The organism is Azospirillaceae bacterium (assembly GCA_028283825.1).
GTDB lineage: Bacteria > Pseudomonadota > Alphaproteobacteria > Azospirillales > Azospirillaceae > Nitrospirillum.
In genome coordinates this window covers 1-14,514 of record JAPWJW010000002.1, presented here as the reverse complement: position 1 = coordinate 14,514, position 14,514 = coordinate 1, and the positions used below count along the sequence as shown (strand labels likewise).

General features: G+C 69.1%; 1 protein-coding gene. It reads left to right on the top strand.

Going from position 1 to position 14,514, the window contains the following annotated elements; genetic code table 11:
- Positions 1–2: 2 nt before the first annotated feature.
- Positions 3–14,514, top strand: a 14,512-nt coding sequence (locus PW843_08960; GenBank protein MDE1146737.1) for a hypothetical protein, incomplete at its 3' end; no start/stop codon positions are given.

Here is a 14,514-nt window from a genome sequence, read left to right as displayed (position 1 = left end):
CGGTGGCTGGGGCCAACGCCACCGTCGGCACCACCATCCTGCACAGCCATGTCGGCGTCGACGCCACCATCACCACCCTGACCAACACCGGCACCATCTCCGGTGTCGCCACCGGCGTCTCCATCGGCGCCGGCGGCAGCATCGTGCTGCTGACCAACAGCGGCACCATTACCGGCGCCAAGGGCCTGGTCATCGCCAACACGGTCGCGGGCAACGCCACGCTGACCCATACCGGCTATCTGGGCACCCTGCAGAATTTGAGCTCGGGCCTGATCGTCGGCGGCATCACCATCGCCGGCCAGTTGGGCATCCTGGGCAACAGCGGCACCATCCGCGGCGGCATCACCGGCGCCGGCACCCTGACCACGCTGGTCAACAGCGGCCTGATCCAGGGCAACATCTCGCTCGGCGGCCTGACCACCCTGATCGGCGGCACCGGCACCATCGGCACCTTCACCGGCACCTCCGGCAAGGGCACCATCATCAGCACGGTGGGCAATCTGGTGCTGGGCGGCGGCACGCTGCTGCTCAACGACAACATCAACGTCGGCACCGGTACCCTGATCAGCCAGGGCACCAAGCTGACCATTGGTGCCGGCTCCACCCTCACCGGCAATTACTACCAGACCATGACCACCAACACGCTGACCACCAGCGGGTTGACGGTCACCGGTTTCATCACCCTGGCCGGCGGCACCATCGCCACCTCCTTCACCAGCGGCGGCAACTACGTCGTCGGGACCCAGGCCACGGTGATATCGGCCGCCACCATCGTCAATTTGGGCGCCAACTTCCAGGCGGCCCAGTCGCTGACCGGCGCGCACTTCTCCGGCATCGCCGCCAGCGGTACCTCCCTGGTCTATTTCAACCCGCTGACCGACTATATCGGCGGCGCCATGGCCTCGCTGTCCATCGGCAACACGGTGCTGAACGGCGTCTCCAGCGTCTCGCGCACGGCGATCTACATCGCCTCCACCGGCACCCTGGGCACGCTGACCAACACCGGTACCATCCGTGGCGACATCATCAACCTCGGCGCCAGCAACCTGTCCATCCAGGGCGGCACCGCCACCACCATCGGCACCCTGACCGGCTATTTGGGCTCGCTGGGCACCATCACCAACACCACCAGCAACGTGGTGTTCGCCTCGGGCAACCTGCGGCTGAACGACAACGTCAATGTCGGCGCCAACACCCTGGTCAATGCCGGCGCCGCCGTGACGCTGGGCACCGTCGGCACCATCAACATCGCCGGCAATTTCGCCCAGACCTCCACCCTGGGCACGCTGTCGCTGGGCACCACCCAACTGTCGATCACCGGGGCGGCCAGCATCGCCGGCACGGTGCTGAGCGCCTTCGACACCGCCGTCAACCACACCGTGGGCGAAGGGATCACCCTGATCACCGCCGACGGCGGCCTGTCCCTCAGCTACGGCACCCTGACCGGCGTGGTCCGGTCTTCCGGCGTGGGCATCGCCACCAGCGGCAGCGTCAGCGGCAACAGCCTGCTGGCCATGGTGCAGAACTATTACATCGCCACCACCTACGGCACGATCACCAACACCGGCACCCTGGCCGCCACCACCGCCGTCTATGTCGCCTCGGGCGCCAGCCTGGGGGCGGTGTCCAACAGCGGCGTCATCCAGGGCAACATCGTCAACCTCAGCGCCAACGACCTGACCCTGCTGGGCGGCAGCGCCGGCACCTACGGCACCTACACCGGCCTCGGCGGCACGGCCACGGGCAGCATCCAGAATTCGCTGTCCAACGTGACCCTGGCGGGCAACGTGCTGTTGAACGATGGCGTCAACGTGGGCGGCACCACGCACGCGGTGGTGGCCGATGGGGCCTCGGTCCTGCTCAACGCCGCCATCAACGTCACCGGCAACTACAGCCAGACCGGCGGCACCCTGCTGGAGGCCGGCGGCGGCGGCGAACTGATCGTCAGCGGCGCCGCCGTGCTCAGCGGCGTCAGCTATTCCGTGGTTGGCGCCACCTCCGCCTATCATTACCTGATCGGCCCGGCCGGCCTGACGCCCATCGTCGCCGGCGGTGCGGGGTCCAGCTACACCAGCATCACCTACAGCAGCGGCATCGCCGGCCTGACCCTGGGCGGCTACACCCAGGGCAACAGCCTGTGGGGCACCGTCCTCAACGACTATGTCGGCGACAGCCTGGCCTCCATCGCCGTCGCCAACGGCACCACGCTCAGCTCCCCCAGCGTGCAGACGCTGATCTACATCTCCAGTGCCGGCACCCTGGGCACCCTGTCCAACAGCGGCGTCATCCAGGGCAACATCGTCAATAACGGCAGCGCTGCCCTGAACCTGGTGGGTGGCGCCAGCGGCACGGTGGGGACCTTCACCGGTGCCGGCGGCACGCTGGGCACCATCACCAACACGTTGAGCAACGTGGTGGTGGCCAACGGCAATGTCCGTATCGCCGACCAGGTCAACGTCGGCAGCGGCCTGCTGTACGTCACCAACGGCACGCTCAGCGTGGCGCCGGGTGTCACGGTCACCGGCAACTACCGGCAAGACAACCCCAACGGCACCCTGTCGCTGGGCGTGGGTGAGAAGCTGATCGTCACCGGTTCCGCCACCATCAGCGACGGCTACATCCAGGTCGGCAGCTTTGATGGCCTGACCAACCATGTGGCGGGCGAGACCGCCACCCTGGTGCAGGCGGGGGCGGCGTCATTCTACACCCTGACCAGCGCCGTCCAGGGCGTGCCGGTGGTTTATTCCACCGTGGATGGCTTGGGCGTCGCCGGCACCCAGGTGGGCAACAACCTGCTGGCCTCGATCCAGAACGACTATTTCGGGACCAGCACGGCGTCCTTCACGCAGGCCGGCACCATCGTGCTGGGCACCTACAACGCGACCCAATACGTGCCCAACGCCGCCCTGTTCGTGGCTGGCACCGCCAGCATCGGCACCCTGACCAACATCGGCGTGCTGGATGCCGAGGCCAGTGACGGCTACGGCATCTTCCTGGCGTCGTCCGGCACGCTGGTGGCCAGCATCGGCACGCTGGTCAACAGCGGCACCATCGCCGGCCGGGTGGGTATCGGCAACTTCTCCGGCGTCATCGGCACCATCGACAACAGCGGCCTGATCCAGGACAGCCTGCCCAACTCGGGCATCTACAACGGCAACACCATCACCCTGGTGAACAACCAGGCGTCCGGCACCATCGCCGGCGGCTACGGCATCTACAACAGCGGCCTGCTGTCCACCATCGCCAACGCCGGGCTGATCACCGGCACCGCCTCCAATGGCAGCAGCGGTGCTGCCGGCGTCGTCAACCACGCCACCATCGGCACGCTGACCAACAGCGGCACCATCGCCGCCTCGGGCACCATCAGCGCCTATACCTACAACGTCATTGCCGGTGTGCAGAACGGCGGCACCATCACCACCCTGTCCAACAGCGGCGTGATCACCGCCACCGGCAGTATCAGCGATCCCACCGGCACCATGAGCAACGGCCATAATGTGGTGGCCGGCGTCGCGAACTCCGGCACTGTGAATGCGCTGACCAACGCCAGCGGCGGCACCATCGCCGCCTCGGGCACCATCAGCGCCCATACCTATAACGTCATCGCCGGCGTGCAGAACCAGGGCAGCATCACCACCCTGTCCAACAGCGGCGTGATCGCCGTCAACGGCCTCATCACCAACTCCATCGGCACCGGCTACAACGTGGTGGCCGCCATCGCCAACGTCGGCGGCACGATTGATGCGCTGACCAACGCCAGCATCATCAGCGGCACGATGCCCGGCAGCGTCACGGTGTTGGACACCCACGCCTACCAGGTCGCCCTCTTCAACAGCGGCACCATCGGCACGCTGACCAACAACACCGGCGCCGTGATCCGCGACGATTACACCGGCGTTGAGAACTATGCCGGCGGCACCATCACGGCGCTGACCAACGCTGGCACCATTGCCGGCGGCGCCCGCAGCGGCGTCCATAACCAGGGGTTCATCGCCACCCTGACCAACAACGGCCTGATCAATGGCGGCAGCACCGGCGTCTGGTCCAACGCCAGCATCGGCACGCTGGTCAACAACGGCACGATCAATGGTGGGGCCGAGGCTTATGTCGGCTACTCCGGTGCCACCCTCGGCACGCTGATCAACGCCGCCGGCGCCACCCTGTCGGCCAACAACACCGCCATCAACAACGCCGGCCCCATCAGTCTGATCAGCAACAGCGGCACCATCGTCGGCAGCCTGTACAGCGGCCTGATCAACGGCATGGGTGGCGGCATCGGCACCGTCGTGAACGCGGCGGGTGCCGTCATCAGCGGTGGGTCGTCCGGCATCTTCAACGCCGGCAGCATCGGCACGCTGATCAACAGCGGGCTGATCAGCGGCAGCCAGGCCATCTTCAACGCGTCCAGCGGCACGCTGGGCGGCATCGCCAACAGCGGCACCATCGCCGGCACCATCACCAACGCGGCGGCCCGCGTCCTGACCATCAGCGGCGGCGCCGGCAGCACGGTGGGCACGCTGACCGGCAGCAGCGGCGGCCTGGGCAGCGCCGACAAGGGCCTGATCACCAACACGGCGGCCGGCCTGCTGTTCAGCAGCGGCAACCTGTTGCTGAACGACAACATCACCGCCACCGGCCAGACGGTGACCAACGCCGGCGCCTCGCTGCGCCTGGCCAACAGCGTCAGCATCACCGGCGCTTATGCCCAAGGGGCCACGGGCACGCTGGTCCTGGCCAGTGGTGCCGTGCTGACGGTTTCGGGTGCCGCCAACATCACGGTGGGCACCGTCACCTCCAGCGGCTTCAGCGCCACCAGCAACTATGTGGTGGGCGGCAGCAACGTCACCCTGGTGGCCGGCGGCACGGGCTCCAGCTACAACGCCACGGTGGTGGCGGGCGGCGGCATCACCGGCCTGGGCCTGACGGGCAGCGTCGCCGGCAACAACCTGCTGGCGGTGGTCGGCAACGACTATGTCGGCGGCAGCCAGGCGACCCTCAGCAACGCCGGTTCGCTGACCTACAATAACGCCAACACCGGCGCGGTCTATGTCGCCAGCACCGGCACGCTGGGGACCCTGGCCAACACCGGCACGATCACCGGTTCCATCGCGGTGCAGGTGGCCGCGGGCGGTACCCTGGGCCTGGTAGCCAACAGCGGCACCATCAGCGGCAACATCCTGAACCAGTCGGCCAATGCGCTGACCTTGGGCGGCGGCACGGTCGCCGGCACCTACACCGGCGGCACCATCACCAGCACGCTGGCCAACGTGGCCCTGGCCTCGGGCAGCCTGGTGCTGGGCGACGCGGTCAATGTCGGCAGCGGCACGCTGGTCAACAATGGCGCCTCGGTGCAACTGAACAGCATCGTCAGCGTCACCGGCAACTACAGCCAGGCCACCGGCACGCTGGCGCTGGCCAGCGGTGCCCAACTGGCGGTCAGCGGGGCGGCGTCCCTGACGGGCGGCACGGTCGTGTCCACCTTGTCCGCGACCGGCTATTACCTGGTCACCCAGGCGGCCACCACCCTGGTGGCCGGCGGCACCGGGTCCAACTATACCGGCGTCGCCGTTTCCGGCGGCGGCGTCACCGGCCTGGCCACGGGCGGCACGGTCAGCGGCAACAGCCTGCTGCTGGCCTATCAGAACGACTACATCGGCGGCAGCCTGTCGGGCGCCAACAACACCACGCTGCTGAGCGCCGCGACGGCCCTTTACGTGGCGTCCACCGGCACCCTGGTGGCCTTCGCCAACAACAGCACGCTGGCCACCCTGGTGGGCACGGCGGGGCCTGCGGTCTATGACGCCGGCATCATCGGCACCCTGTCCAACACGCGGGGCACCATCACCGTCATCGGCGGCGCCACGGCCATCTCCATCGCCAGCGGCGGCACCCTGGGCACCCTGGTCAACACCGGCGTGGTGGCCGGCAACATCGTCAACAGCGCGGTTGGCGCCCTGACCATCGTGGGCGACACCGGCACCCGCTACGGCACGCTGACCGGCACCCTGACCAACCAGGGCCTCATCAGCAATACCGGCGGCAATGTGGTGCTGTCGGGCGGCCTGGTGCTGAACGACCAATTCAACGTCGGTTCCAACACGGTCATCAACAACGGCGGCACCCTGACGCTGCCCGGCACCGTCAGCGTCACCGGCAACTTCCGCCAGGCCACCGGCACCATCGGCGTCAGTGTGGGCAGCGGCCTGCTGGCGGTCAGCGGCACGGCCAGCCTGACGGGCGGCACGGTGCGCGGCACCTTGAACAGCGGCGCCAACTACCTGGCGGGTGAGAGCTACACCCTGGTGCAGGGCGGGGCGGCCTCCGCCTACACCGGCCAGGCGGTCACCCTGGTGGGGGTGTCGGCGGTGCAGAGCATCACGTCCACCGCCACCGTGGGCGGCAACGTCGACCTGCTGCTGGGCATCACCAACGATTATGTCGGCGGCAGCCTGGGCAGCCTGGCCAATGCCGGCAGCATCGGTGGCAACAACGCCGTGGTGGTGGGCACCGGCGGCAATCTCGGCACGTTCAACAACACCGGCACCCTGGGCGCCTACTACGCCCTGACCAACCAGGGCAGCATCGGCACCATCCTCAACAGCGGCCGCATCCAAGGCGGCAGCACGGCGGTGAACAACGTCGGGACCATCGGCGTCCTGGCCAACAGCGGCACCATCAGCGGCGCCAGCCTGGGCATCTATACCAGCGGCCAGCTGGGCACGCTGGTCAACGCCGGCCTGCTGACGGCGGCCTCGCAGGCGCTGTACATCGACACCGGCGCCACCCTGGGCACGCTGGTCAACAGCGGCACCATCGCCGGCAACATCACCAACGTCGGCACGGCGGCCCTGGTCATCCAGGGCGGCACGGGCACGACCGTGGGCACCCTGACCGGCTACAGCGGCCTGGGCACGCTGACCGCCACCGGCGCCGACGTGACCCTGGCCTCGGGCAACCTGGTGCTGAACGACCGGGTGGTGGTCACCGGTCACACCCTGGTCAACAGCGGCGCCTCGGTGGCGCTGAACACCATCATCACGGTCAGCGGCAACTACGCCCAGTCGGCGGGCACGCTGACGCTGGCGACGGGCACGCGCCTGTCGGTCACGGGGGCGGCGGCGCTGAGCGGCGGCACGGTGGTGACCAACCTGGCCTCCAACGCCAACTACCTGGTGGGCCAGGCTGGCCCCACCCTGGTGGCGGGCGGCACCGGGTCCAGCTACACCGGCGTTACCGTGCAGTCGGCGCTGTTCCCGGTGGTGCTGACCGGCACCACGGCCGGCACCAACCTGCTGGCCACCAGCGTGAACGACTATGTCGGCACGGTCCTGGCCAGCCTGGGCAACACCGGCACCATCGCCAGCGCGCAGACGGCGCTGTTCGTGGCTTACAACACCGGCAGTCTGGGCACCCTGGTCAACAGCGGCACGCTGGCGGGTGTCGGCGGCCAGACGGCCTACGGCGTGCGCATCCAGGGCACCGTCGGCACGGTCAGCAACAGCGGCCTGATCAGCGGTGCGGGCAGCAACAGCGGTTATGGCCTGGCCAACAACAGCGGCACCATTGGCACCATCACCAACAGCCTGGGCGCCACCATCCAGGGCACCGCGACCTATGGCGGCGGCCTGGCCAACATCAACGGCGTCATCGGCACCATCAACAACGCCGGCCTGATCACCGGTCCGGCGCCCGGCCTGTCGAACAACGCCGGCGGCACCATCGGTGTGCTGAACAACAGCGGCACCATCAAGTCCACCAGCGACAGCTATGCCACCGGCATCGCCAACGCCGGCCTGATCAACGTGCTGACCAACAGCGGGCTGATCGGCAACCACACGGCCATCTGGCTGGGCGGCGGCACCATCGGCACGCTGTCCAACAGCGGCACCATCAACGCCCAGGGCGACGCCCTGCTGCTGACCGGTGCCGGCCGGGTCGGCACGCTGGTCAACAGCGGCCTGATCCGCGGCAATATCGAGAACTACGGCACCAGCGACCTTTCCATCGGCGGCGGCTCCAGCGGCACGGTGGGCACCCTGACGGGTGCTGTGGGCATGGGGACGATTTACAACACCCTGTCCAACGTGGTCTTCACCTCGGGCGCCCTGTACCTCAACGACCAGCTCAACGTCGGCAGCCGCACGGTCAGCAACACGGGCGCCAGCCTGGTCCTGGGCGGCAACGTGACGGTGACGGGTGGCTACAGCCAGACGGCGGGCACGCTGTCGGTCAACCCCGGCGTCAGCCAGCTGGTGGTGACGGGGGCGGCCAGCATCAGCGGCGGCACGGTGCTGGCCAGCCTGTCGGCCACGGGCGTGTACCTGGTGGGCAGCGCCTACACCCTGGTGCAGGGCGGGGCGGGGTCCAGCTACACCGGCGCCACGGCGACGGTCTCGGGCGTGGCGGGCCTGAGTGCGGTGGGCAGCATCAGCGGCAACACCTTCCTGCTGTCGGTCAGCAACGACTATGTCGGCGGCAGCATCGGCACGCTGTCCAACACCGGCACCCTGAGTGCTGCCACGGCGGTCTACATCGCCTCGACCGGCAACCTGGGAACGCTGGTGAACACCGGTGTCATCCAGGGCAATGTCATCAACAACAGCGCCAACGCGCTGACCATCAGCGGCGGCAGCGGCACCACGGTGGGCACGCTGACGGGCCAGTCGGGCCAGGGCACCATCACCAGCACGCTCGCCAACGTGGTGCTGGCGTCCGGCAACCTGGTGCTGAACGACGCCATCAATGTCGGCACCGGCACCCTGGTCAACGGCGGCGCCAACGTCCTGCTGACCAGCATCGTCTCGGTCAGCGGCGGCTACAGCCAGTCGGCCGGCACCTTGGGCCTTGGCGCCAGCCAGCTGGTGGTCAGCGGTGCCGCCAGCATCACCGGCGGCACGGTGACGGCCAGCCTGTCCAGCACCACCAACTACCTGGCGGGTGTGGCCAGTTCCACCACCCTGGTGGCGGGCGGCGCCGGTTCCAGCTACAGCGGTGCTGCGGTCGCGGTCGGCAACGTGGCCGGCCTGGCGGTGGGCGGCACCACCAGCGGCACCAACCTGGTGGTCCTGGGCCTGAACGACTATGTCGGCGGCAGCCTGGCCAGCATCGCCAACACCGGCAGCATCAGCGCCGACTACGCGGTCTATGTGGCGGCCACGGGCACGCTGGGCACGCTGTTCAACAGCGGCACGCTGCTGGGCGCCAGTGCCGCGCTGAGCAATCTGGGCAGCATCACCAGCATCCTGAACGGCACCTTGGGCACGGCGGTGAGCCCCGGCCTGATGGCGGGTGCGGTGGGCATCGCCAATGCGGGCTACCTCGGCACGCTGACCAACTACGCCACCATCCTGGGCACGACGGGGGCGGCGGTCGACAACCAGGGCACGCTCTTCGGCCTGGGCAACGCCGGCACCATGACGGGCGTGACGGCGGGCCTGAACAATGCCGGCAGCATGACCATCGTCCAGAACGCGGGCCTGGTCTCCGGCTCCATCGGTGTCAACAACACCGGCACGATCAGTGCGCTGGGCAACATCGGCTTCGGCACGCTGCTGGGCAGCATCGTCGGGTCGGCGACGGGCATCCGCAACAGCGGCAGCGGCGTGATCGGCACGCTGGCGAACGCGGGCCTGATCAGCGGCGTCACGGCCATCTACAACGCGGCCACGGCCACGCTGGGCACCATCGCCAACAGCGGCACCATTGCCGGCAACATCACCAACCTGTCGTCGGCCGACCTGGTGCTGGCCGGCAGCGGCGGCACACTGACCGGTGGCACCATCAGCAACACCGCCTCCAACGTGGTGTTCGCGGGCGGCAGCCAGCTCCTGGCCGACCAGCTCAACGTGGGCAGCCACACGGTGGTCAACAGCGGCGCCAGCCTGGGGCTGGGCGGCACCGTGACGGTGACGGGCAACTACAGCCAGGTCTCGGGCACGCTGTCGGTCAACCCCGGCGTCAGCCGGCTGGTGGTGACGGGGGCGGCCAGCATCACTGGCGGCACGGTGCTGGCCAGCCTGTCGGCCACGGGCGTGTACCTGGTGGGCAGCGCCTACACCCTGGTGCAGGGTGGGGCGGGGTCCAGCTACACCGGCGCCACGGCGGCGGTTGCGGGCGTGGCCGGCCTGGGTGCGGCGGGCAGCATCAGCGGCAACACCTTCCTGCTGTCGGTCAACAACGACTATGTCGGCGGCAGCATCGGCACGCTGTCCAACACCGGCACCCTGAGTGCGGCCACGGCGGTGTACATCGCCTCGACCGGCACCCTGGGTGTGCTGGCCAACAGCGGCCTGATCCAGGGCAACATCACCAACAACAGCGCCAACGCGCTGACCATCACCGGCGGCACGGGCACCACGGTGGGCACGCTGACCGGTCAGTCGGGCCAGGGCACCATCACCAGCACGCTCGCCAGCGTGGTGCTGGCCAGCGGCGCCCTGTTGCTCAACGACGCGGTCAACGTCGGCACCGGCACGCTGGCCAACAGCGGCGCCAGCGTCCTGCTGGCGAGCATCGTCAGCGTCACCGGCAACTACAGCCAGGCATCGGGTGTCCTGGCCCTCAACACCGGCAGCGAGCTGGTGGTCAGCGGTGCGGCCAGCATCAGCGGCGGCACGGTGGCGGCCAGCCTGTCGTCCGGCAGTCATTACCTGGCGGGCCAGACGGTGGACCTGGTCCAGGGCTCGACCCTGTCCAGCTACACCGGTGCCGCGGCGCAGATCCTGGGGGCGCATGTCGGCGCCACGCTGGGCAACACCGTGGTCTCGCTGGGCGAGGGCTCGGGCGGCGGTTCCGGCAGCCTGGTCAGCCTGCTGCGCGCCGTGCTGACCAGCGATTATGTCGGTGACAGCCTGGCGGGCATCACCAACACCGGCACCCTGGGCAGCAACGCGACGGCGGGTGTGTACGTCGCCAGCACCGGCACGCTGGGCACGCTGTCCAACAGCGGCACGGTGCTGGGTTCCAGCGCGGCGGTGAGCAACCTGGGTAGCATCACCAGCATCCTGAACGGGACGCTGGGCACGGTGGTGAGCCCCGGCCTGATGGCGGGTGCGGTGGGCATCGCCAATGCGGGCTACCTCGGCACGCTGACCAGCTACGGCACCATCCTGGGCACGACCGGGGCGGCGGTCGACAACCAGGGCACGCTCTTCGGCCTGGGCAATGCCGGGACCATGACGGGTGTGACGGCGGGCCTGAACAACGCCGGCAGCATGACCATCGTGCAGAACGCGGGCCTGGTCTCCGGTTCCATCGGTGTCAACAACACCGGCTCGATCAGTGCGCTGGGCAACATCGGCTTCGGCACGCTGCTGGGGACCATCACCGGTTCCGCCATCGGCATCAGCAACAGCGGCAGCGGCGTGATCGGCACGCTGGCGAACCAGGGCCTGATCAGCGGCGTCACGGCCATCTACAACGCGGCCACGGCCACGCTGGGCACGATCGCCAACAGCGGCACCATCGCTGGCAACATCACCAACCTGTCGTCGGGCGACCTGGTGGTGGCCGGCAGCGGCGGCAATCTCACGGGCGGCACCATCAGCAACACGGCCAGCAACGTGGTGTTCGCGGGCGGGGCCCAGGTGGTGGGCGACGCGATCAGCGTGGGCAGCCACACGGTGGTGAACAGCGGGGCCAGCCTGGTGCTGGCCGGCACGCTGAGCATCACGGGCAACTACAGCCAGGCCAGCGGCACGCTGGTGCTGGGCACGTACGCGGCGGTGGTCAGCGGTGTTGCCAGCATCAGCGGCGGCACGGTCAGCACCAGCGTGGACCCGACGCTGAACTACATCGTGGGCAGCAGCACGGGCGTGGTGCTGGTGCAGGGCGGTGCGGGGTCCAGCTACAGCGGGGTCAGCGTCACCTCCACCGTCACCGGCCTGACCCTGGGCAGCGGAGTGGCCACCGTGGGGTCCAACGTGGACCTGGTGCTGGCGGCCAGCAACGACTACATCGGCGGCACGCTGGGGACCCTGAACAACAGCGGCACCATCGCCGGCGTGCTGACGGCGGCCTACATCGCCAGTGCGGGCAGCATCGGCACGCTGTCCAACAGCGGTGTGCTGAGCGGCTCGCGCTACGGCATCGACAACCTGGGCAGCATCGGCCTGGTGAGCAACAGCGGCACGGCCACGGGGGTGATCGGGCTGTACAACCAGGGCGTCATCGGCACGGTGCTGAACAGCGGCAGCCTGCTGGATGAGCCGGAGATCAACGCGGCGGGGCTGAACAACGCCGGCCTGATCGGGGCGGTGATCAACCAGGGCACGGGCACCATCAGCAGCGTGTTCTACGGCCTGTACAACAGCGGCAGCATCGCCAGCGTGGACAACAGCGGGCTGATCAGCGCCACCAACACGGTCTCCGGCCAGGCGCTGGCCAACGTCGGCACCATCGCCAGCCTGTCCAACGGCGGTGTGATCACGGGTGTCACGGCGCTGTACACCAGCGGCAGCATCGGCACGATCGCCAACAGCGGCACCATCGCCGGCGCGGTGGTGAACACCAGCGCCAACGCGCTGACCTTCACCGGCGGTACGGGCACGGTGACGGGCACCCTGACCGGCCTGGCCGGGGCGCAGGGGACGATCACCAGCACTGGCGCCAACGTGGTGCTGGCCTCGGGCAACATCCTGCTGAACGACGCGGTCAATGTGGGCACGGGCACGCTGGTCAACAGCGGGGCCAGCGTCCTGCTGACCAGCGTGGTCAGCGTGACGGGCAACTACGCGCAGAGCGACGGCACGCTGGCGATGGGCATCGGCAGCGGCACGGCGGGTGAGCTGCTGGTCAGCGGCGACGCGGCGTTCAGCGGCGGCACGGTGGCGGTGACGGCGCTGACGGGCAGCAACCTGATCGCGGGGCAGAGCTACACCATCGCCGAGGTGGGCGGGACCCTGACGACCAGCAACCTGGCGGCGGCGGCCACGGGCTTCAGCGCCACGCTGGGCACCGGCACCAACGGGACGTCGACCGACCTGCTGCTGACCCTGCTGAGCGATTACGTCAGCGGCACGCTGGGCACGCTGACCAACAGCGGCACCATCAATGCGCCGACGGCGGTGATGATCACCAGCGCCGGCAGCCTGGGCACGCTGGCCAACAGCGGGACCATCATCGGCAACGTGGTCAACGCCAGCGCCAACGACCTGGTGATCACCGGTGGCACCGGCGGCACGGTGGGCAGCTTCTCCGGCGGCACGATCCACAACAGCCTGTCCAACCTGACCTTCGCGTCGGGCGCGGTCAGCCTGGGCGACGCCATCGACGTGAGCGGCCACACGGTCAGCAACAGCGGCGCCAGCCTGACGCTGGCGAATGACGTCAGCGTCACCGGGGCCTACAGCCAGAGTGCGGGCACGCTGAGCGTGGCGGGCCATGTGCTGAGCGTCAGCGGGGCGGCGGTGGTGACGGGCGGCCTGGTCGATGCCGGCCTGAGCGGGACGGCCAACTACCTGGTGGGTGACGGCGTCACCCTGATCCAGGGCGGCGAGGGCAGCAGCTATACGGGGGCCACCGTCACCAGCGGCCTGACGGGCCTGGACGCCACCGGCACCACCAGCGGCACCAACCTGCTGGCGGTGGCTGCCAACGACTACATCGGCGGGGCCTACGGCACGCTGGCCATCACCGGCACGCTGGCCAACACGGCCGGGGGTGCCACGGCGCTGTACATCGCCCGCACGGGCACGCTGGGGGCCTTGGCCAACAGCGGCACCATCGCCGGCAACATCACCAACCTGTCGTCGGGCGACCTCAGCATCACCGGCGGCAGCGGCAGCGTGGTGGGTGTGTTCACCGGCGGCACCATCGCCAACACCGGGGCCAACGTGGTGTTCGCCGGCGGGGCGGTTGCCCTGGGCGACGCCATCGATGTGGGCGGGACGCACACGGTCAGCAACATCGGCGCCAGCCTCAACCTGACCAATGACGTGGCGGTCAGCGGCACCTATGCCCAGAGTGCGGGCACGCTGACTGTGGGCGGCCATGTGCTGACGGTCAGCGGCCCGGCGCTGGTGAGCGGTGGCACGGTGTCGGCGGGCCTGGCCAGTGTGGGCAACTACCTGGTCGGCGACAGCGTGACGATGATCACGGGCGGTGCGGGGTCCAGCTACACGGGCGCCACCGTCACCAGCGGCCTGACGGGCCTGGACGCCACCGGCACCACCAGCGGCACCAGCCTGCTGGCGGTGGCGGCCAACGACTACATCGGCGCCAGCTACGGCACGCTGGTCGTGACCGGCACCCTGGGCAACACCGCCGGGGGTCTGTCGGCGCTGTACATCGCCTCGACCGGCACGCTGGGGGCCTTGGCCAACAGCGGCACCATCGTGGGCAGCATCACCAACCTGTCGTCGGGCGACCTCAGCATCACCGGCGGCAGCAATGGCACGGTGGGCCTGTTCAGCGGCGGCACGATCAGCAACACATCCGCCAACGTGGTGTTCGCCGCGGGGGCGGTCAGCCTGGCCGATGCGATCAACGTGGCCAGCCACACGGTCGGCAACATCG